The sequence below is a fragment of the Staphylococcus sp. SA22 genome (assembly GCF_054165785.1).
In genome coordinates this window covers 16,071-42,094 of record NZ_JBSZQY010000006.1, presented here as the reverse complement: position 1 = coordinate 42,094, position 26,024 = coordinate 16,071, and the positions used below count along the sequence as shown (strand labels likewise).

General features: G+C 32.6%; 27 protein-coding genes and 2 pseudogenes. 22 read left to right on the top strand and 7 right to left on the bottom strand.

Annotated features, from left to right (window positions below):
* Nucleotides 1-61: 61 nt before the first annotated feature.
* The 9 genes from rplQ (at nucleotide 62) to ACXQH5_RS06895 (ending at nucleotide 8,459) form a co-directional block, all read left to right on the top strand.
* Entirely contained in the window at nucleotides 62-430 is a 369-nt protein-coding gene (gene rplQ / locus ACXQH5_RS06935; protein ID WP_000542274.1) for a 50S ribosomal protein L17, read from the top strand.
* A 532-nt stretch (nucleotides 431-962) separates the two neighbouring features.
* On the top strand, nucleotides 963-1,772 hold the full coding sequence (locus ACXQH5_RS06930; RefSeq protein WP_000389659.1) for an energy-coupling factor transporter ATPase: 810 nt from the start codon (nucleotides 963-965) through the stop codon (nucleotides 1,770-1,772).
* The gene (locus ACXQH5_RS06925) at nucleotides 1,769-2,629 is read left to right on the top strand and encodes an energy-coupling factor transporter ATPase (protein ID WP_000155389.1); all 861 of its coding nucleotides are present in this window, start codon (nucleotides 1,769-1,771) and stop codon (nucleotides 2,627-2,629) included. The genes ACXQH5_RS06930 and ACXQH5_RS06925 overlap by 4 nt, the downstream gene beginning before the upstream one ends.
* Nucleotides 2,619-3,425: an energy-coupling factor transporter transmembrane component T family protein gene (locus ACXQH5_RS06920; RefSeq protein ID WP_000791613.1), complete on the top strand. Its 807-nt coding sequence runs from the start codon at nucleotides 2,619-2,621 to the stop codon at nucleotides 3,423-3,425. The genes ACXQH5_RS06925 and ACXQH5_RS06920 overlap by 11 nt, the downstream gene beginning before the upstream one ends.
* Before the next feature lie 4 nt (nucleotides 3,426-3,429).
* On the top strand, nucleotides 3,430-4,233 hold the full coding sequence (truA, locus tag ACXQH5_RS06915) for a tRNA pseudouridine(38-40) synthase TruA (RefSeq protein ID WP_001221847.1): 804 nt from the start codon (nucleotides 3,430-3,432) through the stop codon (nucleotides 4,231-4,233).
* A 239-nt stretch (nucleotides 4,234-4,472) separates the two neighbouring features.
* The gene (gene rplM / locus ACXQH5_RS06910; RefSeq protein WP_001250038.1) at nucleotides 4,473-4,910 is read left to right on the top strand and encodes a 50S ribosomal protein L13; all 438 of its coding nucleotides are present in this window, start codon (nucleotides 4,473-4,475) and stop codon (nucleotides 4,908-4,910) included.
* Between the two features lie 19 nt (nucleotides 4,911-4,929).
* Nucleotides 4,930-5,322, top strand: a complete 393-nt coding sequence (gene rpsI, locus ACXQH5_RS06905; protein ID WP_001790547.1) for a 30S ribosomal protein S9 — start codon at nucleotides 4,930-4,932, stop codon at nucleotides 5,320-5,322.
* Nucleotides 5,323-5,670: 348 nt separating this feature from the next.
* The gene (locus ACXQH5_RS06900; RefSeq protein WP_000204273.1) at nucleotides 5,671-7,107 is read left to right on the top strand and encodes an ATP-binding protein; all 1,437 of its coding nucleotides are present in this window, start codon (nucleotides 5,671-5,673) and stop codon (nucleotides 7,105-7,107) included.
* Nucleotides 7,108-8,276: 1,169 nt separating this feature from the next.
* Complete coding sequence (locus tag ACXQH5_RS06895; protein ID WP_000655237.1) at nucleotides 8,277-8,459, top strand: hypothetical protein; 183 nt, start codon at nucleotides 8,277-8,279, stop codon at nucleotides 8,457-8,459.
* Here the strand turns inward: ACXQH5_RS06895 and ACXQH5_RS06890 are convergent.
* A pseudogene (locus tag ACXQH5_RS06890) lies at nucleotides 8,441-8,673 on the bottom strand (hypothetical protein). The gene ACXQH5_RS06895 and the pseudogene ACXQH5_RS06890 sit on opposite strands and share 19 nt — an antisense overlap.
* A gap of 224 nt (nucleotides 8,674-8,897) precedes the next feature.
* Here ACXQH5_RS06890 and alsS point away from each other — a divergent pair.
* Both alsS and budA read left to right on the top strand, forming a co-directional pair.
* Nucleotides 8,898-10,562, top strand: coding sequence for an acetolactate synthase AlsS (gene alsS / locus ACXQH5_RS06885; protein WP_000130153.1), 1,665 nt, complete (start codon nucleotides 8,898-8,900; stop codon nucleotides 10,560-10,562).
* Nucleotides 10,563-10,598: 36 nt separating this feature from the next.
* Nucleotides 10,599-11,303, top strand: coding sequence for an acetolactate decarboxylase (gene budA / locus ACXQH5_RS06880; RefSeq protein WP_000179065.1), 705 nt, complete (start codon nucleotides 10,599-10,601; stop codon nucleotides 11,301-11,303).
* Nucleotides 11,304-11,693: 390 nt separating this feature from the next.
* Here budA and ACXQH5_RS06875 read toward each other — a convergent pair whose 3' ends face one another.
* Together ACXQH5_RS06875 and ACXQH5_RS06870 are read right to left on the bottom strand one after the other, a co-directional pair.
* Nucleotides 11,694-12,119, bottom strand: coding sequence for an MAP domain-containing protein (locus ACXQH5_RS06875; RefSeq protein WP_000769708.1), 426 nt, complete (start codon nucleotides 12,117-12,119; stop codon nucleotides 11,694-11,696).
* A gap of 188 nt (nucleotides 12,120-12,307) precedes the next feature.
* A complete protein-coding gene (locus ACXQH5_RS06870) occupies nucleotides 12,308-12,943 on the bottom strand; it encodes a DJ-1/PfpI family protein (RefSeq protein ID WP_000800347.1) in 636 nt (211 codons plus the stop codon).
* 90 nt (nucleotides 12,944-13,033) lie between these two features.
* Here ACXQH5_RS06870 and ACXQH5_RS06865 point away from each other — a divergent pair, with 90 nt between their 5' ends.
* On the top strand, nucleotides 13,034-13,963 hold the full coding sequence (locus tag ACXQH5_RS06865; protein ID WP_000703974.1) for a helix-turn-helix transcriptional regulator: 930 nt from the start codon (nucleotides 13,034-13,036) through the stop codon (nucleotides 13,961-13,963).
* Nucleotides 13,964-14,092: 129 nt separating this feature from the next.
* On the opposite strand, the gene ACXQH5_RS06860 is transcribed toward ACXQH5_RS06865, so the two are convergent.
* Together ACXQH5_RS06860 and ACXQH5_RS06855 are read right to left on the bottom strand one after the other, a co-directional pair.
* On the bottom strand, nucleotides 14,093-16,516 hold the full coding sequence (locus tag ACXQH5_RS06860) for a polysaccharide lyase 8 family protein (protein WP_000222265.1): 2,424 nt from the start codon (nucleotides 16,514-16,516) through the stop codon (nucleotides 14,093-14,095).
* Nucleotides 16,513-16,680, bottom strand: coding sequence for a hypothetical protein (locus tag ACXQH5_RS06855; RefSeq protein ID WP_042908751.1), 168 nt, complete (start codon nucleotides 16,678-16,680; stop codon nucleotides 16,513-16,515). The genes ACXQH5_RS06860 and ACXQH5_RS06855 overlap by 4 nt, the downstream gene beginning before the upstream one ends.
* A 242-nt stretch (nucleotides 16,681-16,922) precedes the next feature.
* Between ACXQH5_RS06855 and ACXQH5_RS06850 the strand changes: the two genes are divergently transcribed.
* From ACXQH5_RS06850 to ACXQH5_RS06840, 3 genes are all read left to right on the top strand, one after another.
* A complete protein-coding gene (locus tag ACXQH5_RS06850; RefSeq protein ID WP_000850007.1) occupies nucleotides 16,923-17,339 on the top strand; it encodes a MerR family transcriptional regulator in 417 nt (138 codons plus the stop codon).
* Between the two features lie 69 nt (nucleotides 17,340-17,408).
* Nucleotides 17,409-18,257 carry an aldo/keto reductase gene (locus tag ACXQH5_RS06845; protein WP_001015494.1) on the top strand — a complete coding sequence of 283 codons (849 nt, stop codon included), beginning with the start codon at nucleotides 17,409-17,411 and terminating at the stop codon, nucleotides 18,255-18,257.
* 232 nt (nucleotides 18,258-18,489) lie between these two features.
* Entirely contained in the window at nucleotides 18,490-18,693 is a 204-nt protein-coding gene (locus tag ACXQH5_RS06840) for a hypothetical protein (RefSeq protein ID WP_000875477.1), read from the top strand.
* An 83-nt stretch (nucleotides 18,694-18,776) separates the two neighbouring features.
* Here the strand turns inward: ACXQH5_RS06840 and ACXQH5_RS06835 are convergent.
* Nucleotides 18,777-18,941, bottom strand: a pseudogene (locus ACXQH5_RS06835) (hypothetical protein).
* Between the two features lie 36 nt (nucleotides 18,942-18,977).
* The gene (locus ACXQH5_RS06830) at nucleotides 18,978-19,718 is read right to left on the bottom strand and encodes an NAD-dependent protein deacylase (protein ID WP_458066938.1); all 741 of its coding nucleotides are present in this window, start codon (nucleotides 19,716-19,718) and stop codon (nucleotides 18,978-18,980) included.
* Nucleotides 19,719-19,959: 241 nt separating this feature from the next.
* Here ACXQH5_RS06830 and ACXQH5_RS06825 point away from each other — a divergent pair, with 241 nt between their 5' ends.
* The 7 genes from ACXQH5_RS06825 to ACXQH5_RS06795 all read left to right on the top strand — a co-directional run bounded on the left by ACXQH5_RS06825 (nucleotide 19,960) and on the right by ACXQH5_RS06795 (nucleotide 26,022).
* Entirely contained in the window at nucleotides 19,960-20,715 is a 756-nt protein-coding gene (locus ACXQH5_RS06825; protein ID WP_001032747.1) for a DeoR/GlpR family DNA-binding transcription regulator, read from the top strand.
* A gap of 367 nt (nucleotides 20,716-21,082) precedes the next feature.
* A complete protein-coding gene (lacA, locus tag ACXQH5_RS06820) occupies nucleotides 21,083-21,511 on the top strand; it encodes a galactose-6-phosphate isomerase subunit LacA (protein ID WP_000974608.1) in 429 nt (142 codons plus the stop codon).
* 15 nt (nucleotides 21,512-21,526) lie between these two features.
* A complete protein-coding gene (lacB, locus tag ACXQH5_RS06815) occupies nucleotides 21,527-22,042 on the top strand; it encodes a galactose-6-phosphate isomerase subunit LacB (RefSeq protein ID WP_000684746.1) in 516 nt (171 codons plus the stop codon).
* Between the two features lie 12 nt (nucleotides 22,043-22,054).
* The gene (gene lacC, locus ACXQH5_RS06810) at nucleotides 22,055-22,987 is read left to right on the top strand and encodes a tagatose-6-phosphate kinase (protein WP_000604143.1); all 933 of its coding nucleotides are present in this window, start codon (nucleotides 22,055-22,057) and stop codon (nucleotides 22,985-22,987) included.
* Between the two features lie 3 nt (nucleotides 22,988-22,990).
* Complete coding sequence (gene lacD, locus ACXQH5_RS06805; RefSeq protein ID WP_000047021.1) at nucleotides 22,991-23,971, top strand: tagatose-bisphosphate aldolase; 981 nt, start codon at nucleotides 22,991-22,993, stop codon at nucleotides 23,969-23,971.
* A gap of 21 nt (nucleotides 23,972-23,992) precedes the next feature.
* Nucleotides 23,993-24,304: a PTS lactose/cellobiose transporter subunit IIA gene (locus ACXQH5_RS06800; protein WP_001078309.1), complete on the top strand. Its 312-nt coding sequence runs from the start codon at nucleotides 23,993-23,995 to the stop codon at nucleotides 24,302-24,304.
* 5 nt (nucleotides 24,305-24,309) lie between these two features.
* Nucleotides 24,310-26,022: a lactose-specific PTS transporter subunit EIIC gene (locus tag ACXQH5_RS06795; RefSeq protein ID WP_000983330.1), complete on the top strand. Its 1,713-nt coding sequence runs from the start codon at nucleotides 24,310-24,312 to the stop codon at nucleotides 26,020-26,022.
* Nucleotides 26,023-26,024: the final 2 nt, after the last annotated feature.

Genomic DNA, 26,024 nt, shown 5'->3' with positions numbered 1-26,024 from the left:
TACAAATTAGAAGATTTAGGATTAGGATTAAGAAAAGAAGATTGATAAAGGAGGTTAACTCATGGGTTACAGAAAATTAGGTCGTACTTCTGATCAACGTAAAGCTATGTTACGTGACTTAGCTACATCACTTATTATTAGTGAACGTATTGAAACTACAGAAGCTCGTGCAAAAGAAGTTCGCAGTGTTGTTGAGAAATTAATCACTTTAGGTAAAAAAGGAGATTTAGCTTCTCGTCGTAATGCAGCTAAAACTTTACGTAATGTTGAAATCTTAAACGAAGATGAAACTACACAAACTGCACTTCAAAAATTATTTGGTGAAATCGCAGAGCGTTACACAGAACGTCAAGGTGGTTACACTCGTATCCTTAAACAAGGCCCTCGTCGCGGTGACGGTGCTGAATCAGTAATTATCGAATTAGTATAAGAATTTATATAAATACACTAACTACTTTTATATAAAGCAAATGAGTGCAACGATAATGTTTGCCACATACAAATATTGTCTAGCTCAGAGTACCCCATCAACTAAATAAAGATTTAAAGCGTGAACTCAACAAACTTATGATGGGGTGCGCGCTTTTTTATTGAATAAGATATCGGACTTATGAACAGAAATGTTTTTAAGTCCGATTTCTTTATATCTACTTTTTTGAGTGCGAATCTAAAAATATGATCAAGCTAGTTTGATCAATTTCACTAGAACTGAATGAAGTGAAAGTATTATCCTTGAATCAAACGCGGCCAACACTAGTAAATCATTTATTTTATTAACGTTTATACATAATTGTTAGAGAGGAATAAATGTCCTTATCATTAGTTGTTAAACAACACTTTAAAGACTAGAAATGAGTCAGAAAATACTAGTAATATATAGCAAACCCAGTAAATGTCATATACAGCGATTTATAAATATTGTAAAATATGATAGATACACGAATCGTAAAGGAGAGAGACAAGTGGAGGATAAGAATTCAGTTATTGTATTTAAAAATGTTTCATTTCAATATCAAAGTGATGCATCCTTCACATTGAAAGATGTTTCTTTTAATATACCTAAAGGTCAGTGGACATCTATTGTTGGTCATAACGGTTCTGGGAAATCTACAATTGCCAAGTTAATGATTGGCATAGAGAAAGTTAAATCTGGAGAAATTTTTTATAATAATCAAGCTATAACTGATGATAATTTTGAAAAGTTAAGAAAAGACATAGGAATTGTATTTCAGAATCCGGATAATCAATTTGTTGGTTCAATTGTAAAATACGATGTGGCATTTGGACTCGAAAATCATGCGGTTCCACATGACGAAATGCATAGAAGAGTCAGCGAAGCGCTTAAACAAGTTGATATGTTAGAACGTGCAGATTATGAACCTAATGCATTATCGGGGGGACAGAAGCAGCGTGTGGCTATAGCAAGTGTATTAGCACTTAACCCCTCTGTCATTATATTAGATGAGGCGACTTCTATGTTAGATCCTGATGCACGTCAAAATTTATTGGATTTAGTGAGAAAAGTTAAATCAGAACATAATATTACAATCATTTCTATTACGCATGATTTATCTGAGGCGATGGAAGCAGATCATGTTATCGTTATGAATAAAGGGACTGTCTATAAAGAAGGCACAGCGACTGAAATTTTCGACCATGCAGAAGAGTTAACAACAATAGGTCTAGATTTACCATTCCCAATCAAAATAAATCAAATGCTGGGACACCAAACATCATTCTTAACTTATGAAGGGCTGGTGGATCAACTATGACTATACGCTTTGACAATGTAAGTTATACCTATCAAAAAGGGACACCATACCAGCATCAAGCTATTCATGATGTTAATACAGAATTTGAACAAGGTAAATATTACGCCATCGTTGGACAAACGGGTAGTGGTAAATCAACATTGATACAAAATATTAATGCACTGTTAAAGCCAACTACTGGGACAGTTACAGTTGATGACATTACTATTACACATAAGACCAAAGATAAATATATTAGACCTGTAAGAAAAAGAATTGGAATGGTATTTCAATTCCCCGAATCTCAATTATTTGAGGACACAGTAGAGCGTGAAATGATATTTGGACCTAAAAACTTTAAAATGAATTTAGATGAAGCCAAAAACTATGCCCATCGTCTGTTGATGGATTTAGGCTTTTCAAGAGATGTAATGTCACAATCACCATTTCAAATGTCAGGTGGGCAAATGCGTAAAATAGCGATTGTATCGATATTGGCAATGAATCCTGATATTATCGTGGTTGATGAACCTACAGCAGGACTTGATCCACAAAGTAAACGACAAGTAATGCGATTACTAAAGTCACTACAAACAGATGAAAATAAGACAATTATCCTAATTTCACATGATATGAATGAAGTCGCGCGTTATGCAGATGAAGTCATCGTTATGAAAGAAGGTAGTATCGTGTCGCAAACATCACCAAAAGAGCTCTTCAAAGATAAAGAAAAATTGGCGGATTGGCATATTGGTTTGCCAGAAATTGTTCAGTTACAATATGACTTTGAACAAAAACATCAAACAAAATTAAAAGATATTGCCTTAACTGAAGAAGCATTTGTAAGCTTGTATAAGGAGTGGCAACATGAAAAATAAATTGATTATAGGGCGATATTTACCAATTAATTCTTTTGTTCATCATCTTGATCCAAGAGCAAAGTTAATGTTTGTTTTTCTTTTTATTATATTAATATTTTTCTGTCATTCACCATTAACATACCTTTGGGTGTTTGCACTTATCTTATTCTTTATGAGATTAGCAAAAATTCAATTATGGTTCCTAATCAAAGGTTTAACGCCAATATTTTTCTTTTTAATCTTCACCTTAATGATGCATATATTTTTAACTAAAGGTGGATATGTATTAGTTGAATGGCATGGCATCACGATTGAAACTAATGGTATTTTAGAAGGGATATATATATCACTGCGTTTAATTGGGATTGTGATGATTGCAACAATTATGACACTATCTACAAGTCCAATTGATTTAACAGATGCGTTTGAAAGATTACTTGCGCCACTAAAGATGTTTAAATTACCAGTTCATCAATTAAGTATGATAATGTCCATTGCGTTACGATTCATCCCGACGTTAATGGATGAGTTAGATAAAATCATTTTGGCGCAAAAGTCGCGTGGTTCTGAAATAAGTTCAGGGAACATTGCAACACGTATTAAATCATTTATTCCATTACTAGTGCCACTATTCATCTCAGCTTTCCAACGCGCCGAAGAATTAGCGGTCGCAATGGAAGTTAGGGGTTATGATGCCAATGTTAAGAGAACGAGCTACAGACAGCTTAAATGGCAATTGAGAGATACGTTATCTTTAATCATGATTATCCCAATTGCAATTATTTTATTCGTATTAAAATATTCAGGAGTGTAAATTCATGCGTATATTAGTAGAAATTGCGTATCAAGGAAATAATTTTCTAGGTTTTCAAATTCAACAAAATGGTCGAACGGTACAGCAACAATTTGAAAAGCTATTACAACGCATGCATAAAAGACATGTGAGAATCCATCCTTCAAGTAGGACTGATAGAGGTGTACATGCGATACAGCAATACTTTCATTTCGACACAGAGCTGAATATACCTATGTCACAATGGCAATATGCAATGAACCGAACGTTGCCTGATGATATTTATGTCAACAATGTAGTTACAGTCGATGACGATTTTCATTGTCGTTACGATTGTGTCGGTAAACGCTATCGATATAAAGTATATCAAGCACAACACCGCGATCCATTTCAAAGTGGTTTGAAAACATTTATTCCTGAACCGTTGGATTTAGATAAAATGAACAGAGCGGCACAACAATTCATAGGTACACATGATTTTACGGGATTTTGTTCGCAAAAAACTGAAGTAGAAAGTAAGGTTAGAACATTATACCAAAGTGAAATTGTAAAGACAGATGATGGCTTTGATTATATTGTCACTGGATCTGGATTTTTATATAACATGGTGCGTGTCTTAGTTGCATTTTTAATAGAAGTTGGAAAAGGGCGACATGAAGTATCTGATGTACCAAAACTTCTTGAATCAAAGAATCGTAAGAATGTACCTTTTACTGCACCGGCTGAAGGATTATATTTAGAGAAAATTTATTTAGATGAAAATGAGTTATTAAAAGACTTTGGTAACGATATCAAAATACATCGTAAAAAATCATTACAAAATGACTGATTGCCATTGACAAAAAGCTTGTGAAATTATAAGATTATTAACGGTATTGTTTTATATCCACCCCACGATAAGCCCCGGAAACTTATTGTGTTACAAGATATATAAGCAGAAACGAACAACAGTTAACAAAATAAATGAAATTAAACGTTTTAAAAATGAAACAAATGAAATCATCTATTAGGTTATGAAACTGTTTATAGCTTGAATAGAAGCATTTATTTTTTAGGAGGACAATTATTATGCGTCAAACATTTATGGCAAATGAATCAAACATTGAGCGCAAATGGTATGTTATCGATGCTGAAGGCCAAACATTAGGTCGTTTATCATCAGAAGTAGCATCTATCTTACGCGGTAAAAATAAAGTAACTTACACACCACACGTTGATACTGGTGATTATGTAATCGTTATTAATGCATCAAAAATCGAATTTACTGGTAACAAAGAAACTGACAAAGTTTACTACCGTCACTCAAATCACCCAGGTGGTATCAAATCAATCACTGCTGGTGAATTAAGAAGAACTAACCCAGAACGTTTAATTGAAAACTCAATTAAAGGTATGTTACCAAGCACTCGTTTAGGCGAAAAACAAGGTAAAAAATTATTTGTATATGGTGGCGCTGAACATCCACACGCTGCACAACAACCAGAAAACTACGAATTACGTGGTTAATTAGAAGGAGGAAATGACTTTGGCACAAGTTGAATATAGAGGCACAGGCCGTCGTAAAAACTCAGTAGCACGTGTACGTTTAGTACCAGGTGAAGGTAACATCACAGTTAATAACCGTGACGTACGCGAATACTTACCATTCGAATCATTAATTTTAGACTTAAACCAACCATTTGATGTAACTGAAACTAAAGGTAACTATGATGTTTTAGTTAACGTACATGGTGGTGGTTTCACTGGACAAGCTCAAGCTATCCGTCACGGAATTGCTCGTGCATTATTAGAAGCAGATCCTGAATACAGAGGTTCTTTAAAACGCGCTGGATTACTTACTCGTGACCCACGTATGAAAGAACGTAAAAAACCAGGTCTTAAAGCAGCTCGTCGTTCACCTCAATTCTCAAAACGTTAAGCTGCAGCTGTTGCGAACTTGTTCGTTTACAGATGGAGTTCGCAAATTGCGGGAGCAATTTGTGTTCAACTGAAGAAACGTTTACAACACTCTTTGGATTATTCCAAAGAGTGTTTTTTGTATTTTTATAGAGTTATTTAGATACCATTTAGTTACCCCTAGAGTAACTAATTTGTTTCAATTCTGCTTAAAATTCAATGATATCAAACTTTAGGAAACCATATGAAATGACCTTGTTTTTCTTTGGGATTCGTACGACAAGCAGATAGAGGTTGTAATGATATTCGATAGATATCGTATTGAATGTTATAATAAAGTCAATAAGATGCGAGATTGCGAGGTTTATATATGACTAGTAGTAAGTATATTGAATATTTGCAAACTGAGGTTGAAGGACAGCTTCTAGATCGAAAGAGGGCATCTATAAATCCTAAAGATGTTGCTCAACACATTAGTGCGTTTGCAAATGCTGAAGGTGGCAAACTGGTAATTGGTATTGAAGATAATGGAGAAATTTCGGGATTTAATCATTCAAAAGCAAAAAAGAAAGAGGTTTATATTGAAGCACCTTTCGAACATTTATATAGAATACCTAAATATACATATGAAATAATAGAAGTGAAGAAACGCGATGGAACTATGGATGAAATTCTTATTTTCGACATTGAACCCAGTTATGATGCCATAATCACCTTAAAAGATGATTCAGTATATTTAAGGATTAACGATAAAAGTAGAAAACTGACACACAATCAAATTACAAATCTAGAATACGACCGTGGTTCACGAAGATTCGAAGAAGAATTAGTAGAGTATTCTAGTATTGAAGATGTGAATGAAGAACTAGTTGATGAATTTAAGCAATTACTTAATACAAACGTAGATAATGAAAAATTATTAAAAGCTAGAGGATTTATGCGTGAAGGTAAATTGACAGTTGCAGGTTTGTTATTGTTTAGTAATAACATCAATGTTTATTTACCAGGCGCTAGAATTCGATTTATGAGGTATGAAGGTACAAAAGAAGAATCTGGGACAAGACTTAACATTGTAAAAGATATTACTTTTGATAAAGCTTTGCCAGTAGCAATAAGAGAAGCGAGAGCCTTTATCAATACACAATTACGTGAATATACTTTTTTAGGTAAAGAGGGAAGATTTGTAACTTTGCCAGAATATCCAGAATTTGCTTGGTTTGAGGGAATGATAAATTCTATTGTACATCGCAGATATGATAATCAAGGCGATCATATAAGAATAAAAATGTTTGACGACAGATTAGAAATTAGTAGCCCGGGTGCACTGCCTGCTTCTGTTATGTTAGAGAATATTAAAGAAGAAAGATATTCAAGGAATCCAAAATTAGCTGCAGCATTAACTCAATATAAATGGGTGAGAGAATCAAATGAGGGCGTGGGACGTATATTTGACGAAATGAAGGAATATTTTTTAGATGATCCTGTATACTCAGAGCCTAATAATAGTTCAGTACAACTAGCTTTGAAGAATAACATAATAGCAAGGAAAAAAAGAGAAACAGGGAGAGTGAGTAATATAATAACACCTGAATTATTTGAAAGTTTAAATGAGCAACAAGAATTAATTGTGAGACATTTATATAATCAAGGCGAACTAACAGCATCTAAAATTGCTAATATTATTCAAAGGTCTGTTCCTACTGCTAGAAAAAGATTGAAAGAATTAGAGGAAATGAATATTATATCGACACATGGATCAAGTAAGAATGATCCAAAGAGAACATATTATTTACTCGGATTCGAGTAAAGAGAAAAATTTTCGAGTAACTCAAAAGAAAAATATTAAAAAATCATGGGAAACCAATGATATCAAGGGTTTTGTGAGCTTTCGAGTAAAGAGAAAAATTTTCGAGTAACTCAAAAGAAAAATATTAAAAAATCATGAGAAACCAATGATATCAAGGGTTTTGTGAGCTTTCGAGTAAAGAGAGAAATTTTCGAGTAACTCAAAAGAAAAATATTAAAAAATCATGGGAAACCAATGATATCAAGGGTTTTGTGAGCTTTCGAGTAAAGAGGGGGATTTTCGAGTAGTATTATTTAATAAGAATTACAAGTTAAATAAAATACCTACTAATCAGAAGTTGACAGAGGTTGTAGAATTTCTATCAGATGGTAAGTTAGCAAGTAGACTTGAAATTCAAGAAACAATATGACTTCGAAAAAATTTATACATCTTAGTTAATTGCTGAACTAAAGAAATTAGAAATTATCGGATCCGAAGGTAGAGGTCCAGGTACTAGATATTATTTATTTAGAGGCTAATAAATACATCATGTGATAACCGGACGATAACCTATTGATATACATAAAAACATTGATAAATCAATATATTTACGACCGGACGATAACCGGACGATAACCGGACGATAATCGGACGATACGAGAAGAGTATATACCACCGGACAGCAGTTTATTTAGTTACCCCTGAGTGATATTTGATGCAATTCTATGCAATCGAAAAAATTAGAAAACCTATAATATCATGCCTTAAGACAGTATATGCAACTATATGAAACCCTAAAGTAAACAAGGTCTTAAAGCAGCTCGTCGTTCACCTCAATTCTCAAAACGTTAATTGTCGGACGATATATACAAAACACCTCGATGTTATGTCGAGGTGTTTTTTTGCGTTTGTGTTGGGAATATGAAATGTATGTAGTACAAATGAACTTTCCCTTTATTTATTGTCTCAGGAATAGAATAAATTCAACTATGAATTATTGATTTACACGTATAATTTGTACATGCTTACACAATCAAAAGTGTACATTATTAAATTGTCATTTAGCTTGCGGAGGACGGACAATAATGTTCTAATCATAGTGGTTCAAGGGAAAGGGCTATCGGATGAAAACCGGAAGATAACTCAAAAACCATCATTTAAGAGTGTTATCAAAATAAGGAGTGACTTAATTGAAAGATTCTATATTTTGGAAGAAAGCTTTTATTCCTGTTTATTTTATCGTTGCGATGTTGGCGTTTCTACTTTTTAAGTTTTATATTAAAACAGATAACTTTTCTATATACTTAATGATTATTTTCTTAATTTGTTTAGGAACTGCATCTATCATTTATAACTATAAAAACAATCGATAAATATAAGTATGAAATGTATAAGTCACAATTAGATCTAAGTCTTGCTGTGGCTTTTTTTATCGAAATGACAATTTGAAACCGCCATAAAACAGCATTTTCAGCCCGCCATAAAACGACAATTTCAAACCGTCATTGACTAAAGACCTCATCCCAAAATATGCTAACAATCCTACACACCAATCAACCCGACATCCCTCATAATCACACTGCACAAAATCTACTCATGCATTTTTGGAATACTTAGTATTACAAATAACGATTTTTATTCATCTTACAAAGGATATATAATGTGCTGAAGGCAATTTTTATGTATTACAAATCTAATTATATATGTAAAGTTTTGATAAATATCATTAATTTTACATAACTATCATTGGATTACAATTCACAAATCAATTATATGTAATACACATCACATTTGAAGGGAAATGAATATAAATGACTGATAAAAAGTACACTGCAGCCGATATGGTTATTGATACTTTGAAAAATAATGGGGTAGAATATGTTTTTGGTATTCCGGGTGCAAAGATAGACTATCTATTTAATGCTTTAATTGATGATGGTCCTGAACTTATTGTCACGCGTCATGAACAAAACGCCGCAATGATGGCGCAAGGTATTGGAAGATTAACAGGCAAACCGGGTGTAGTACTTGTTACAAGTGGCCCTGGTGTAAGTAATTTAACGACTGGACTATTAACAGCTACATCTGAAGGGGATCCTGTATTAGCGTTAGGTGGCCAAGTGAAACGTAATGATTTATTACGATTAACGCATCAAAGTATTGATAATGCTGCTTTATTAAAATATTCATCAAAATATAGTGAAGAAGTACAAGATCCTGAATCATTATCAGAAGTTATGACAAATGCAATTCGAATTGCTACTTCAGGAAAAAATGGCGCAAGTTTTATTAGTATTCCGCAAGATGTGATTTCTTCACCAGTTGAATCTAAGGCGATATCACTTTGTCAAAAACCAAATTTAGGTGTACCAAGTGAACAGGATATTAATGATGTCATTGAAGTGATTAAAAATGCATCATTTCCGGTTTTACTAGCTGGAATGAGAAGTTCAAGTGCAGACGAAACGAATGCTATTCGCAAATTAGTAGAGCGTACCAATTTACCCGTTGTAGAAACATTCCAAGGTGCGGGTGTGATTAGTCGTGAATTAGAAAATCATTTCTTTGGACGAGTGGGTTTATTCCGTAATCAAGTTGGTGATGAATTATTACGTAAAAGTGATTTAGTTGTTACAATCGGTTATGATCCTATAGAATATGAGGCTAGTAACTGGAATAAAGAATTAGATACGCAAATAATCAATATTGACGAAGTTCAAGCTGAAATTACTAATTATATGCAACCGAAAAAAGAGTTGATTGGTAATATTGCTAAAACGATTGAAATGATTTCTGACAAAGTAGATGAACCATTTATAAATCAACAACATTTAGATGAATTAGAACAGTTAAGAGCGCATATTGATCAAGAAACTGGTATTAAAGCGACGCATGAAGAAGGCATCTTACACCCAGTTGAAATTATAGAATCTATGCAAAAGGTATTAACTGATGAAACAACAGTGACAGTTGATGTTGGTAGTCACTATATTTGGATGGCACGTAATTTCAGAAGTTACAATCCAAGACATTTATTATTTAGTAACGGTATGCAAACGCTTGGTGTAGCATTACCGTGGGCAATTTCAGCTGCGCTTGTACGCCCTAATACGCAAGTTGTATCCGTTGCTGGCGATGGAGGCTTTTTATTTTCATCACAAGATTTAGAAACGGCCGTACGTAAAAATCTAAACATTATTCAACTTATTTGGAACGATGGAAAATATAACATGGTTGAATTCCAAGAAGAAATGAAATATAAACGTTCATCAGGTGTCGACTTCGGTCCTGTAGATTTCGTAAAATATGCTGAATCATTTGGCGCAAAAGGTTTACGAGTTACTAATCAAGAAGAATTAGAAGCGGCAATTAAAGAGGGCTATGAAACAGATGGTCCAGTATTAATTGATATACCTGTAAATTACAAAGATAATATCAAACTTTCAACAAATATGTTACCTGACGTATTTAACTAAAACAAAGATAAATGTTAATGAGGAGTGGGAAATTTTATGGCTAGTGTTTTATATCAACATGGTACATTAGGCACATTAATGGCAGGTTTATTAAAAGGAACTGCATCAATAAATGAATTATTGCAACATGGTGATTTAGGTATCGCTACACTAACAGGTTCAAATGGTGAGGTCATCTTTTTAGATGGAAAAGCCTATCATGCAAATGAACATAAAGAATTTGTGGAATTAAAAGGTGATGAGTTAACACCATATGCAACTGTAACTAAATTCGTAGCAGATACAAGCTATGAAACGAAAGATAAATCTTCTGAAGCAGTTTTTGCAGAAATTAAGGAAAAGATGTTGAGTGAAAATTTATTTTCGGCAGTAAAAATTTCAGGCTTATTTAAAAAAATGCATGTACGTATGATGCCGGCACAAGAGCCACCTTATACACGTTTAATTGATTCAGCTAGAAGACAACCTGAACAAACTGAAACATACGTCAAAGGTTCAGTCGTTGGGTTCTTTACACCAGAACTATTCCATGGTATCGGATCAGCAGGATTCCATGTACACTTTGCAAATGATGATCGTAACTTTGGCGGACATGTCTTAGATTTTGAAGTAGAAGATGTTAAAGTAGAAATCCAAAATATAGAAACATTTGAACAGCATTTTCCAATTCAAGATGAAGATTTCATAAATGCAAATATTGACTATAAAGATATTGCAGACGAAATTAGAGAAGCTGAATAATGAATGCGGAAATGTAATGATGGATTATAAAAATTGAAGCATTGACTTCATAATGTTCGATTTGGAAATTTAGCAATGATAAAAGGTTGTTTAATACGGTTAAGCATGTTTGTCATAGAGCATACGTCTAAGTAATAAAATAAATCCCTTCACTATTAACGGTAGTGAGGGGATTTATTTAGGTTTCAGATATTTGAGATTTGCTGTTATGTTAGATTATAAATTGCGGAAGACATTCATATCGAATTTACAATTGTATAGGCCAATCTAATCTATTGTCAGTAGAAGCAATCAATAATAAATTACAAGTTCAATCATTTGTTTCATACTAAAAAGACAAACGCAATTTTTCAGCGTTTGCCTTGTATAACTATTTTCATTTTCAAATTATTATTTAACTACAATTTGTATTTGTTTGATTGTACTTGGATCAATTGAATTTTTAGCGTCGTCATTTTTCTTTAGATTCACTACTTTTTTATTACCATCATTCAAAGTAAGTGTATACGTTGCTGTTTGTGCATTATTAATTTTTTCTGTTGTAACACCACGTTGAGAAGCTAATTCATTTTTTACTTTACTGTCAATTTCTTGATAAAGTACCTTTTTATTTTCTGGAAAAACAAAGTAAGTTCGATGTAATGCAGTAATACCATCTACTGAAATCGTGTAAGGAACAGTGTGATAACCATCCATTGTCATTTCTTTATAGCCGTTATTACTATCTGCAGATGCTTCGTGACTAGGTAATGCAGCTCCGACCGTTGATAATAATCCCAATGCTAAAGTGGCAGTAACAAATGATTTTAGTTTCATATCTCAATCTCCTTTTAAAGTTGTGGTATATTACACTATTTATATAACACGTTTCATAAAGTTTAAAACATACTTTTTGATTTTTTTATATTTTTGAATTTTAGTAATAGTTTTTAACGAGGAATATGACTCGTGTATTTTGAAACAGGAATTATAATAAACCATAATGTTACTATAATTTTAAATCATTAATTATCATCTTTATTTAATGTTTGTTGTAATTCAAAGTAATACTTTGAATTGCCGGTACTAAAATAGTTAAACCATGCATCTAAAGTAGAATGTTTAAATACATCTAGATGATGTAGTATATCTTTTGTCCACATTAGTGCGCCAGTTGAACTTGCAGTAATTAAATTTTTATGAGATACAGATGGTTGATCAATATATAATTTTTGTCCATGGTAATTTGAAGAAAAACTTTCTAGATATAATAAGTCATTACTCGTATGATAATATGCATTTAATATACCAATATCAGCTAGCGAAATTGTTGCTCCGCATATAGCCGCAACATAGCCACCATTTGATAAAACTTCTTTAGCAATTTTTATTACAGGTAAATGTTTTGAATCATTCCATGTGTCTGAGCCAGGTAGTATTAGAAAAGTGTCTTTAGAAATACTAATTTCCTCAATTAAACATTCGGGCTTAATATTAATACCTCCCATTGTAGTAATAGGTGTTTTTGAGTTACTAACCATTTCTATGTTTATTGTTTGAGCATCTTTTTTAAAGAATCGCTTAGAGTTTAACTCGGCTAAAATATTACTTATTTCCCAGTCTGCTAAACCATCTATAATATAAAAATATACATTCTTCATAATTATCCTCCTGTAGTTTAATTTGATATCATTATAAGAAATTAAAGTGACCAACTGTATGGCAACAATTAAAAGACAGGTGGAATTTGTATGAAAATTAGTCGGTTAATTAGTATTATTTTGATTTTGAATGAGAGAAAACGTGTAAGTGCTCATGAGTTGTCAGAATTAATGGAAGTATCACAACGTACAATTTATCGAGATATAGAAGCGATAAATATAGCTGGAATACCTGTTTATTCTATTCCAGGTGTCGGTGGTGGCTTTGAAATTATGGAAAATTTTAAAATAGATAAAAATACATTTACTGAAAATGAATTAGCAAGTCTTTTAATTAGTAACTCTAATTTTCCGGAAAAACTAAAGAATAATGATTTTTTTAATACAAATCTAAAAATTAAAAGTTTAATACCGAAAGAAAAGTTAAATTCAATAGAAACACAAGTAGAACAATTTCAATTAGATTCTAATCATTGGAATGAATTAAGAAATATAGATGAACAACTGATTAAATTTAAAAACGCTATACAAAACAATCAGGTATTAAAAATTAAATATATTAATCATTTAGGAAATAAAACAGAAAGAGAAGTCGAACCATATCAACTTATTTTAAAAGCAGGACATTGGTATTGTTATGTTTATTGTTATTTAAGAGATGATTTTAGATTACTTAAATTAAATCGAGTTATACATTTGCAAGAATTAGAAAGCAAATTTATTAAAAAAATGTATATAGACCCATTATTATCTACAAATAGAATTTTTGAAAAATTAAAAATGACAATTACACTTCGCGTACACGAATCAATTGTTGAACGTTTATTAGATTTCTGTGATTACGATAGCTTTAGGCAACAAAATAATCGATATTATGTAGTTGACTTCCCATTCATCGACAACTCATATTATTTTGGATTAATTTTAAGTTTTGGAGATAAGTGTGAAGTTTTAGAACCAACTGAAATTAGAAATAAAATGAAACAAACAATTAAAAAAATGGCGGATAATTATAAGTAGTCAGATTACAATAATTAAATGAGGAGAAACTTGCTGAATGCCTTGGTAAATCGATTTATAAATAATCGAGAACTTATCAAAGGGGATGTGGTCTGTGGGTTACAAGGTGAATGATAGAGATTTTCTTGCTTATTTAGTTAATTCAAAGCGTACGCCGGATTCATTTGTAGTCGATGTATTTTTGTTTGTAATAGAGTATCCAGTCATTGAAATTTTAGATACAATATCTGAAGCGGTATTTGTAGATTCGGGATTATAGAAGCTACATTCATAAGTGTTATCATCTTTCTTTTTAAGAATAAACATTCCTTTGGCTTTAACTTCGACTTTAGTGTTGTTAATGTCAAAAGTTTGAGTGCTATTACTATAATTGACACCAGCCCAAACCGATTCATTATCTTTCACAACGTGGAAGTCATCATCTTGTTTAACGATAGTTACTAAATCTTTTTTGGTATTAAAGACATTTTTAGATATTCCAGGATACAACACATATCCATATTTATCGTCTTTATCAGAATGCTTTTGAGTTACTTCATAATACTCATCAGTTTTTTGTGTATCCTTTTGACTTTTATTTATATCACTCCACTTACCAGTATGACTTTCTTTTTTTACAGTTATTTTCGGTTTGTTTAAAAAATGATAGCCTATATTGTTTTTAGGTTTATTGGGTGACTCTAAAAAGACGGAATTGGTTCCCTGATTATCGGAAGCGGTTGTTTGTTTATCGTCTGTATATAACGTATACCCATTCGCTTTGCGATTTTCAATCGTTGTCACTGGATTCTTTGATGAATCAGTACTTTTAATGCCAGTTCCTAAGAAGAAAATTTTATCGTTTAATATGAAATATGATTTTTTGGCAGTTAAAGTTTTGTCCTGATTTTCAAAATCCATTCCAATACTAGCATGTTGGTCATCAAATTTTGTTCCGCCTACAAAAGTTTTATCGGAGTTCTTATTTTCTTTAGGTTCTTCATTATCTAAAGTTGTAGTACCTGCTAATCGTTTCATATCAGCTGTTGCCCAGAAGTTATCACGGTAGTGTTTGACATCGCTATTGTATAAATAAGACATTCCAGCACCAGTATGCCAACCTTTTAGATTTTCATTATTGATACTTTCGTAACGTGCTACGTTTTTCGACGTCATACTTAAACCAAATGCAAAGTCTAAGTCTTTGTTATGATAGGTGACACGATCCATGTCATTATATATTTTAAGTTGTTGTGTTAAACCATTAGTAGAAATAGTGCTATCTGTCATTAAAGACTTCATTTTATCTATGTCTGAATATGAATTTAAATAATCGGTTTGTTTATAACTTGAATCTGACTCTACTGAAGTTTTGACAATTTTTTTATATTTAGCTTTTGTTGAATCATCCATGGCATCACTTAATCTCAACAATGATTTCATTACTGTTGCAGATGCTGAGTGACTCGTTTCATTTTCTCGGCTAATAGCTCTACCACGTGATAAGTCCATCATTTCACTTTTATAAATGAGTGGCATAAATCCTTCATCAATCCACGACTTTAATGTTGTATCATTTTGATTACTATCTTTAAAAGGTGTTGCTTTTATCATCGGCATCATTTGAGAAATACCCTCTAAGAGTACAACGCCATAAGCACCAGTGTATGGGACGTCTTGATGATCAATGTAAGAGCCGTCTTTATAGAATCCATTACGTTCTTTACCAGTTGCATTACTTTGAACGTAAGTGAACACTTTATTAAATGCATCTATTGATTCTTTCATCATAGTTGTATCTTCTTCGATAATACTTTCTAAAAGTTTTACTTTAGCAATGTCTACTAAATTTCCGCCTTTAGCTTGTTCAGGTTTTCCTACAGAAGATAATATTTTCTCACTATCTGGAGCGAAAGTTTTGATAGGGGCAGTGTATTTTTTCTTTTCTTCATCAGTAAAATCTTCTTTTAAGAGTATAAGGGTATTTGTTAATGCTCTAGGTGTTCCAATTTCATAATCCCACCAATTTAAAGCTTTTTTCTTTGATGAATCAGTTATTTTAAAATTCTCACTTAATTCTTTTACTTTTTCAGTTGGTTCTTTTCCATAGGCATTTTTATGCAGCCACTCAAGGGCATCTTTCACTTTCTTCTTGTTTTCATCTGTTTTTAATTTAGTATTTTTATGCTTCATCGCTTCTGCGATTTTCTCAATATTACGATAGGTACGAGTCATATCCGCAGACTTTGTATCTAAATCTTTTGCACTATCCCACAAGTATTTCCTATCATTTTCAGTTTTCATATCTTCAAGTAACTTTTTTGCCTCATTCTCCGTAGCATCAAACTTCTTCTTCATTGCGTCATTCTTCTCATCATACTGATTATAACCGTAGTTAACATCTAGCCATGTGTTCCTCAACTTTTCATAATCTAGCGTTTGAACATTCGTATCAGCCACAGCGATTTGATGTTTATCAATACTTCTGAATTCACCACCATTCAAAGTAATCACACCGGCCATTAATAACGTAATGGTGGATAATTTTTGCCATTTCTTCATTCTATATGTCATTGACATGTCTCCTTTTTGTGTTGCGCGTGCGCAATGAATATTATGATTAAATAATGATTCAATTTTTCAAAATTCGTTAACGTATACAAATGACTGTCTACTTTCAAACAATCCACAAAGAATGTTGATGCATATAAACAATCGATCACCCAAATTTTCCGCACCACCCAAAAATTGCAACGAAAATAATTTTAAAAAATTAAATACTATCAATCTTAGTGATTATATCATTTTAAATATTTAAGTTATACAATTTTTAAAGTAATTAAAAACGATGAAATGTAAAATGTTAAAAAAGAGACAAATTTAAATTTGAGTAATAAAATAAGAAGTATTCAAACGAAGATGACAATATATAAAGCAACATTACTTTAGACGACCAAACATAACTGAAAGGATAGTCGCAATGAAAACTAAAGAAGTCGTAGCGCTCATGAATATATCTCAAGACACTTTAAGATATTATGAAAAGGTTGGTGTGATTCCACCTGTTAATCGAGATGAAAATGGATATAGAATATATAATGATAGTGATTTAAATTGGATTTATTTAGTGAAAAATTTGCGAAATGCAGGCGTCAGTATTGAATCGCTTATCGAATTTTGTAGATTAGCGCAGCTTCCTAAAAATGAAAATATTCAAGCACAGCAAAAGCAAATTTTAAATAAGCAACTCGAAGAATTAAATGAAAACTTAAAGACAATTCATGATGCGAGAGATTTACTACAATATAAAATTGATAATTATGATAATCATATTGCTAAAATCAATGCTAGTGATAATCATGATGCCAATGTTGAACGTCTTTGGGAGAGAAAGTAAACCTATGGCTTGCTATAGAGTTTGCTCCATGGTTTATAGTGGACTTACAAGATAAAGGAGGTTCATTTTATGAATCATATTGAAATAAGTAAAGATGTAAAGATACCAGTATTAGGTTTCGGAGTATTTCAAATTCCTCAAGAACAAACAGCAGAAGCGGTTAAAGATGCAATTAAAGCGGGTTATAGACATATTGATACAGCACAAAGTTATTTAAATGAAACTGAAGTAGGTCAAGGTATTGAAGCTTCAGGTATTGATAGAAGTGAACTATTCATTACGACTAAAGTATGGATTGAAAATGTTAACTATGAAGATACTATCAAATCAATCGAACGGTCATTACAACGATTAAATTTGGACTATCTTGATTTAGTGCTTATTCACCAACCTTATAATGATGTATATGGCTCATGGCGTGCATTAGAAGAGTTAAAAGAAACTGGTAAAATTAAAGCAATCGGTGTATCTAACTTCGGCGTTGATCGAATTGTAGATTTAGGTATTCATAATCGAATTCAACCACAAGTGAACCAAATAGAAATTAATCCATTCCATCAACAAGAAGAACAAGTTGCAGCACTTCAACAAGAAAATGTTGTGGTAGAAGCTTGGGCACCATTTGCAGAAGGTAAAAATCAATTATTCCAAAATCAATTGTTGCAGGCCATTGCAGATAAATATAACAAATCAATTGCACAAGTTATTTTACGGTGGTTAGTAGAACGTGACATTGTTGTACTCGCAAAATCAGTCAATCCAAAGCGTATGGCTCAAAACTTAGATATATTTGATTTTGAACTTACAGAAGAAGATAAACAACAAATTGCGACATTAGAAGAAAGTAATAGCCAATTTTTCTCACATGCTGATCCAGAGATGATTAAAGCACTTACAAGCAGAGAATTAGATGTTTAATTATAATAAAACAAAGTAAATAATTTACATTACGCTAACCTGAAACTTGGATGTTAAAGTCAATGTTTCAGGTTATTTTATTACTCTTAAAAAGTGAAAGGAGCAAGAAAATAAGTTATTATATATTTATGTATTATGCAATAACTTACCTAAGATAATAATTACAGTATTGATAATTTTATAAAATGAAGTATATAATGAATGTAGAATAAATTGTATAGGGGATAATAACATGAAATATAAACATTTTGCCATTATTACTTTAATTACAGGCATCGTCATGCTCACGGCTATGTACTTAGTACCATTTGAATATCATAAAATACCAATATTTGCAGGAATGGCAATTATTTTTACAGTCTATTTTAGTAATAAAAAATCTATTGATGAAACAAATATCTTTAGTAAGAAAAATCGCAATAAAAGTAAACAATAAAATGAGTTGTAAGCATAAGATTTACAGTTAATTTTTTACGAATGGGCCTTTAGCGATTGAAAATGTTATAAAGCAGCAACATCCTATTCAAACAAAAAACAATTCATCAAATGAAAATCGCTACAAAACCAAGGCATTTTGCACGCAATAATTAAAATTTTCCTCTCATTTTAATTCCGAAAACCAAATGTCGAATTCCGAAAACCAAACACCGAATTCCAAAAACATAACTTCAAAATAAAAAGCATTTCCCTACCATTCGGGAAATGCTTTTTACGTACTGATTACTCTGTCATTAATGATTTTACAACGGAAACCATATCGTCATGTATGACCAAAGTAGCGTCGTTATCATAAGGTGTTCGATCTTTATTGATAATAATTAAATTGTCGCCTTTAAAATTTGATATTAATCCTGCAGCAGGTTGTACAACGAGTGATGAACCTAGTACAACAAGGGTGTCAGCATGTTCAATTTTATTTAATGCCCGTATGATGGTAGGTTGATCTAACATTTCACCGTATAATACGATGTCCGGTCGAATGGCACCACCACAATTATCACAATGTTTCAAAGTTCTATCAATGACATCTGACTTCGTATAAGATTTATGACATGCATTACAATAAAAACGATTTAACGTGCCATGTAATTCATCGACATGTTGACTTCCAGCGTCTGAGTGCAAACCATCGATATTTTGCGTGATGACACCTAAAGATTGTTGATTACGTTCTAATTTTGCTATCCAATCATGAACGATATTGGGAATCGTATCGACAAATAGTAAGCGCTTATGGTAGAAATTGATAAAACCTTCAGGATCATCTTCTAAATAATCACGGCTTAACAAGTATTCTGGCGAAAGCCCATCTTTTGAAATTTCATCAAATAAGCCACCCATTGAACGGAAATCTGGAACACCACTAGCGACAGATACACCAGCACCTGTGAAAAATGTAATACGATTCGAACTATCTATAATATGTTTTAGTGTCTCTAAATCATTTTCCAAATTAAACACCCCATCAAAATAATGAATGATTTATAACGTCTTTTGCTTTTATTATAGTATATTCATTTTACGATTATCAAAGGCGCAGTTTAAACAGTTCTTTTTAAAAATGAATTATACATATAATCGAACAGTTAAATTATATTAGTTTTTACGCAATTTTTATTATAGAATAAGCATGTATATTAAAATTGATGTCTAAACATAAAAGGTAATGCGCAATCGCCTAAATAAAGGAGGCAATTTTACATTGAATAAACATGAACGTTTGGACGAAATTGCTAAACTAGTGAATAAAAAGGGCACGATAAGAACGAATGAAATCGTCGAAGGTTTAAATGTGTCTGATATGACAGTTCGAAGAGATTTAATTGAATTGGAAAATAAAGGGATTTTAACGAAGATTCATGGTGGTGCACGCAGTAATTCAACATTTCAGTATAAAGAAATGTCGCATAAAGAAAAACATACCCGTCAAATTGCAGAAAAACGATTTATAGCTAGAAAAGCTGCATCATTAATTGAAGATGGGGATACTTTGTTTTTCGGACCGGGAACAACAGTGGAACTATTAGCAGAAGAAGTCAATCATCATACGCTCACAATTATTACGAATTGTTTGCCGGTGTATAAAATTTTGTTGGAAAAACAAACAGCACATTTTCGTGTCTATTTAATTGGTGGTGAAATGCGCCATATTACAGAAGCGTTTGTAGGTGAAATGGCGAATGCCATGTTAGAAAAACTAAGATTTAGCAAGATGTTCTTTAGTAGTAACGCAGTAAATAAAGGTGCTGTGATGACATCTACATTAGATGAAGCCTATACGCAACAATTGGCACTAAGTAATTCAATTGAAAAATACTTGCTAATTGATCATACGAAAGTTGGCAAAGAAGATTTTACATCATTTTGTCAGTTAAACGAATTAACTGCAGTGGTTATGGATTATGAAGATGAAGAAAAAGTAGAAACGATTAAAACATATATTGAAGTAGTCGACTAAATTAAAAATATAACTGCATTGTTAAAATATGTGTCTATATCCTCATAAGTGAATGTGAATTTGCATTCATTTATGGGCTATTTTTTATGCAAATTTATGTAAACGGGAACCTCGACAAAGTTTTACTACAATTTCAGACGAATACCTAATTAAAATAACACCACAATTTGAATGTTCACTTATTGTTTGAAAATATGTCATAAACAAACAGATTATAAACATATTATGTTGATTTATTGTTTGTTTATGTTTATAATTTAAACGTAATCAAATTGAAAGCCTTTTCTCAAGATTTTCATAACCTACAAATAAACATGTCATATTTTAAGAAAGGTATTTCGAAATTAAAGTAAAAAGGAGTCTTATTATGGCTATTATTATTGGTTCAGATGAAGCTGGCAAACGATTAAAAGAAGTCATCAAATCATACTTATTAGACAATAAATATGACGTTGTTGACGTAACAGAAGGACAGGAAGTTGACTTTGTTGATGCAACTTTGGCTGTAGCAAAAGATGTTCAAAGTCAAGAAGGTAACTTAGGTATTGTTATCGATGCATTTGGTGCAGGTAGCTTTATGGTTGCTACAAAAATCAAAGGCATGATTGCTGCTGAAGTATCAGATGAACGCTCTGGATATATGACTAGAGGCCATAACAATTCAAGAATGATCACTATGGGATCTGAAATTGTTGGAGACACATTAGCGAAAAATGTCGTTAAAGGTTTTGTTGAAGGTAAATACGATGGTGGTAGACACCAAATCCGCGTAGATATGCTTAATAAAATGTGCTAAGGAGGAAAAATTACTATGAAGATTGCATTAGGATGCGACCATATTGTTACAGATACAAAAATGCGTGTATCTGAATTTTTAAAATCAAAAGGACATGAAGTCATTGACGTAGGAACATACGATTTCACAAGAACACATTATCCAATTTTTGGTAAAAAAGTTGGAGAACAAGTTGTTAGCGGTAATGCAGACTTAGGTGTTTGTATTTGTGGAACAGGTGTTGGTATTAACAATGCTGTAAATAAAGTACCTGGCGTTCGTTCAGCGCTAGTACGTGATATGACATCAGCGTTATATGCTAAAGAAGAATTAAATGCGAACGTTATTGGCTTTGGTGGACGTATTATTGGTGAGTTATTAATGTGCGATATTATTGATGCATTTATTAATGCTGAATATAAACCAACTGAAGAGAACAAAAAATTAATCGCTAAAATTAAACATTTAGAAACAAGCAATGCAGATCAAGCTGATCCACATTTCTTTGATGAATTCTTAGAAAAATGGGACAGAGGCGAATACCACGATTAAGGGACGACACATATGATTTTAACTTTAACATTAAATCCATCCGTTGATATTTCATACCCATTAACAGCATTGAAATTAGATGATGTTAATCGTGTTCAAGAAGTAAGTAAAACAGCTGGTGGTAAAGGTTTAAATGTAACAAGAGTACTTGCGCAAGTAGGTGAGCCAGTCCTTGCGAGTGGTTTTATTGGCGGTGAATTAGGTCAATTTATTGCTAAAAAATTAGATCATGCCGGCATCAAGCATGCATTTTATAACATTAAGGGTGAAACACGAAACTGCATTGCAATTTTACATGAAGGACAACAAACAGAAATTTTAGAGCAGGGACCGGAGATTGATAATCAAGAGGCTGCAGGATTTATTAAACATTTTGAGCAATTACTAGAAAAAGTTGAAGCAGTTGCTATTTCAGGTAGCTTACCAAAAGGATTAAATCAAGATTATTATGCACAAATCATTGAACGATGCCAAAACAAAGGTGTGCCTGTGATATTAGACTGCTCGGGTGCAACTTTGCAAACAGTATTAGAAAACCCTTATAAGCCAACAGTCATTAAACCAAACATTTCTGAACTATATCAGTTGCTTAACCAGCCACTTGATGAAAGTTTAGAAAGTTTGAAACAGGCAGTGTCACAACCCTTATTCGAAGGGATTGAGTGGATTATTGTGTCTTTAGGTGCACAAGGTGCATTCGCTAAGCACAATCATACATTCTATAGAGTGAATATTCCGACAATAAGTGTATTAAATCCGGTTGGTTCAGGTGATTCTACAGTTGCAGGAATTACTTCAGCAATTCTTAATCATGAAAACGACCACGATTTACTAAAAAAAGCCAATACTTTAGGCATGCTGAATGCACAAGAAGCACAAACAGGTTATGTCAATTTAAATAATTATGATGATTTATTCAATCAAATTGAAGTTTTAGAGGTGTAAAAAATGTCAAAATCGAATCAAAAAATCGCATCAATTGAACAATTAAGTAATAACGAAGGTATCATTTCTGCATTAGCATTTGATCAACGTGGTGCTTTAAAGCGCATGATGGCAAAACATCAAACTGAAGAGCCAACTGTAGCTCAAATTGAACAATTAAAAGTATTAGTTGCGGAAGAGTTAACACAATATGCATCTTCAATTTTATTAGATCCTGAATATGGTTTACCAGCTTCAGATGCACGTAACAAAGATTGTGGATTATTACTTGCTTATGAAAAAACTGGATATGACGTAAACGCTAAAGGTCGTTTACCTGACTGTTTAGTAGAGTGGTCTGCAAAACGTTTAAAAGAACAAGGTGCAAATGCTGTTAAATTCTTACTTTACTATGATGTTGATGATACTGAAGAAATTAACATTCAAAAGAAAGCATACATTGAAAGAATCGGTTCAGAATGTGTTGCAGAAGATATTCCATTCTTTTTAGAAGTATTAACATACGATGACAACATTCCTGATAACGGTAGTGTTGAATTCGCAAAAGTTAAGCCTAGAAAGGTTAACGAAGCAATGAAATTATTCTCAGAACCACGCTTTAATGTTGATGTATTGAAAGTTGAAGTACCAGTAAACATGAAATATGTAGAAGGCTTTGCTGAAGGTGAAGTGGTTTATACAAAAGAGGAAGCGGCACAACACTTTAAAGATCAAGATGCAGCAACTCATTTACCATACATTTACTTAAGTGCTGGTGTTTCTGCGGAATTATTCCAAGAAACTTTAAAATTTGCTCACGAAGCTGGTGCTAAATTCAACGGTGTACTTTGTGGCCGTGCTACATGGTCTGGTGCTGTTCAAGTATACATTGAACAAGGTGAAGATGCTGCTCGTGAATGGTTACGTACAACTGGTTTCAAAAATATTGATGACTTAAATAAAGTATTAAAAGATACTGCGACATCTTGGAAACAAAGAAAATAAGTATAAAAGGGGATTAATGCTATGAATAGAGAAGAAGTCCAATTATTAGGTTTTGAAATTGTTGCATTTGCAGGGGATGCACGTTCTAAGTTTTTAGAAGCATTAACAGCAGCTCAAGCTGGAGATTTTGCAAAAGCAGATGCATTGATTGAAGAAGGAAACAATTGCATTGCTGAAGCGCATAGAGCACAAACAAGCTTGTTAGCTAAAGAGGCGCAAGGTGATGATATTGCATACAGTGTGACGATGATGCATGGTCAAGACCATTTAATGACAACAATTTTACTGAAAGATTTAATGAAGCATTTATTAGAATTTTATAAAAGAGGGTGATGACAATGATGCAAAAATTGATCGCACAAATTGAAAAAGGGAAGCCATTTTTCGAGAAATTATCACGTAACATATATTTAAGAGCCATCCGTGATGGATTTATTTCTGCAATGCCTGTCATCTTATTCTCAAGTATCTTTCTATTAATTGCATACGTGCCAAATATATTTGGTTTTAAATGGGATAAAGGCATGGAAGCCATTTTAATGAAACCATATAACTATACGATGGGGCTTGTAGCATTTTTAGTAGCAGGAACGACAGCGAAATCTTTAACAGATTCATTTAACCGTAAGCTAGAAAGTACAAATCAAATTAACTTTATTTCTACAATGCTAGCAGCGATGTGTGGATTTTTGTTCTTAGCTTCTGATCCAGCCAAAGATGGTGGATTCTTAAGTGCATTTATGGGAACTAAAGGTTTATTAACAGCATTTTTATCAGCATTTGTAACTGTTATTGTTTATAACTTCTGTGTGAAGCGCAATATTACAATTAAAATGCCGAAAGAAGTACCGCCGAATATTTCACAAGTATTTAAGGACTTAATTCCATTTTCAGCGGTAATCATCATTCTTTATGCATTAGATTTAGTCATTCGCAACAGCTTTAAATCAAATGTAGCGGAAGGTATTTTAAAATTATTCGAACCATTATTTACAGCAGCAGATGGATGGATTGGTGTCACAATTATCTTTGGTGCCTTTGCATTATTCTGGTTTGTAGGAATTCATGGTCCATCAATAGTAGAACCAGCAATTGCAGCCATTACATATGCGAATATCGAAGCGAACTTCAAGTTGCTTCAAGCTGGAGAACACGCAGATAAAATTATTACATCAGGTACACAAATGTTTATCGTTACTTTTGGAGGTACGGGTGCAACATTGGTCGTCCCGTTCATGTTTATGTGGATGACGAAATCTAAAAGAAACAAAGCGATTGGACGTGCATCAGTTGTACCAACATTCTTTGGTGTAAACGAACCAATTTTATTTGGTGCACCACTAGTATTGAATCCTGTGTTCTTTATTCCATTTGTATTAGCACCAATTGTTAACGTATGGATTTTCAAACTTTTCGTTGAAGTGTTAGGAATGAATAGTTTTAGTGTGAATTTACCTTGGACAACACCAGGTCCATTGGGCATTATCATGGGTACAGGTTTTGGTTTATGGTCATTCGTACTAGCTATTACTTTGATTGTTGTAGATATTATTATTTACTACCCATTCCTAAAAGTTTATGATAGTGAAATTCTTGATGAAGAAGAAGGACGTAAAGAAAGTAATTCAGATTTAAAAGAAAAAGTTGCAGCAAACTTTGATACGAAAAAAGCTGATTCAATTTTAGCGGCAAGTGGTGTATCAGACGATGCAGCTAAAGCTTCAAATATCACAGAACAAACAAATGTCTTAGTACTTTGTGCCGGTGGTGGTACAAGTGGATTATTGGCCAATGCACTTAATAAAGCAGCTGAAGAATATCATGTGCCAGTGAAAGCGGCAGCTGGCGGATATGGCGCACATATGGACATTATGAAAGAGTACCAATTAATCATTTTAGCGCCACAAGTTGCGTCTAACTATGAAGATATTAAGCAAGATACAGATAGATTAGGTATTAAATTAGCGAAGACTCAAGGTGCTGAATATATCAAATTGACACGAGATGGCCAAGCAGCCCTTGATTTCGTTCAACAACAATTTGAAAATTAAGA

Coding starts and splice junctions, on each gene's coding strand:
- rplQ (WP_000542274.1), top strand. CDS start 62: ATGGGTTACAGAAAATTAGGTCGTACTTCTGATCAACGTAAAGCTATG.
- ACXQH5_RS06925 (WP_000155389.1), top strand. CDS start 1,769: ATGACTATACGCTTTGACAATGTAAGTTATACCTATCAAAAAGGGACA.
- ACXQH5_RS06920 (WP_000791613.1), top strand. CDS start 2,619: ATGAAAAATAAATTGATTATAGGGCGATATTTACCAATTAATTCTTTT.
- truA (WP_001221847.1), top strand. CDS start 3,430: ATGCGTATATTAGTAGAAATTGCGTATCAAGGAAATAATTTTCTAGGT.
- rplM (WP_001250038.1), top strand. CDS start 4,473: ATGCGTCAAACATTTATGGCAAATGAATCAAACATTGAGCGCAAATGG.
- ACXQH5_RS06900 (WP_000204273.1), top strand. CDS start 5,671: ATGACTAGTAGTAAGTATATTGAATATTTGCAAACTGAGGTTGAAGGA.
- alsS (WP_000130153.1), top strand. CDS start 8,898: ATGACTGATAAAAAGTACACTGCAGCCGATATGGTTATTGATACTTTG.
- budA (WP_000179065.1), top strand. CDS start 10,599: ATGGCTAGTGTTTTATATCAACATGGTACATTAGGCACATTAATGGCA.
- ACXQH5_RS06875 (WP_000769708.1), bottom strand. CDS start 12,119: ATGAAACTAAAATCATTTGTTACTGCCACTTTAGCATTGGGATTATTA.
- ACXQH5_RS06870 (WP_000800347.1), bottom strand. CDS start 12,943: ATGAAGAATGTATATTTTTATATTATAGATGGTTTAGCAGACTGGGAA.
- ACXQH5_RS06865 (WP_000703974.1), top strand. CDS start 13,034: ATGAAAATTAGTCGGTTAATTAGTATTATTTTGATTTTGAATGAGAGA.
- ACXQH5_RS06860 (WP_000222265.1), bottom strand. CDS start 16,516: ATGACATATAGAATGAAGAAATGGCAAAAATTATCCACCATTACGTTA.
- ACXQH5_RS06850 (WP_000850007.1), top strand. CDS start 16,923: ATGAAAACTAAAGAAGTCGTAGCGCTCATGAATATATCTCAAGACACT.
- ACXQH5_RS06845 (WP_001015494.1), top strand. CDS start 17,409: ATGAATCATATTGAAATAAGTAAAGATGTAAAGATACCAGTATTAGGT.
- ACXQH5_RS06840 (WP_000875477.1), top strand. CDS start 18,490: ATGAAATATAAACATTTTGCCATTATTACTTTAATTACAGGCATCGTC.
- lacA (WP_000974608.1), top strand. CDS start 21,083: ATGGCTATTATTATTGGTTCAGATGAAGCTGGCAAACGATTAAAAGAA.
- lacB (WP_000684746.1), top strand. CDS start 21,527: ATGAAGATTGCATTAGGATGCGACCATATTGTTACAGATACAAAAATG.
- lacC (WP_000604143.1), top strand. CDS start 22,055: ATGATTTTAACTTTAACATTAAATCCATCCGTTGATATTTCATACCCA.
- lacD (WP_000047021.1), top strand. CDS start 22,991: ATGTCAAAATCGAATCAAAAAATCGCATCAATTGAACAATTAAGTAAT.
- ACXQH5_RS06800 (WP_001078309.1), top strand. CDS start 23,993: ATGAATAGAGAAGAAGTCCAATTATTAGGTTTTGAAATTGTTGCATTT.
- ACXQH5_RS06795 (WP_000983330.1), top strand. CDS start 24,310: ATGATGCAAAAATTGATCGCACAAATTGAAAAAGGGAAGCCATTTTTC.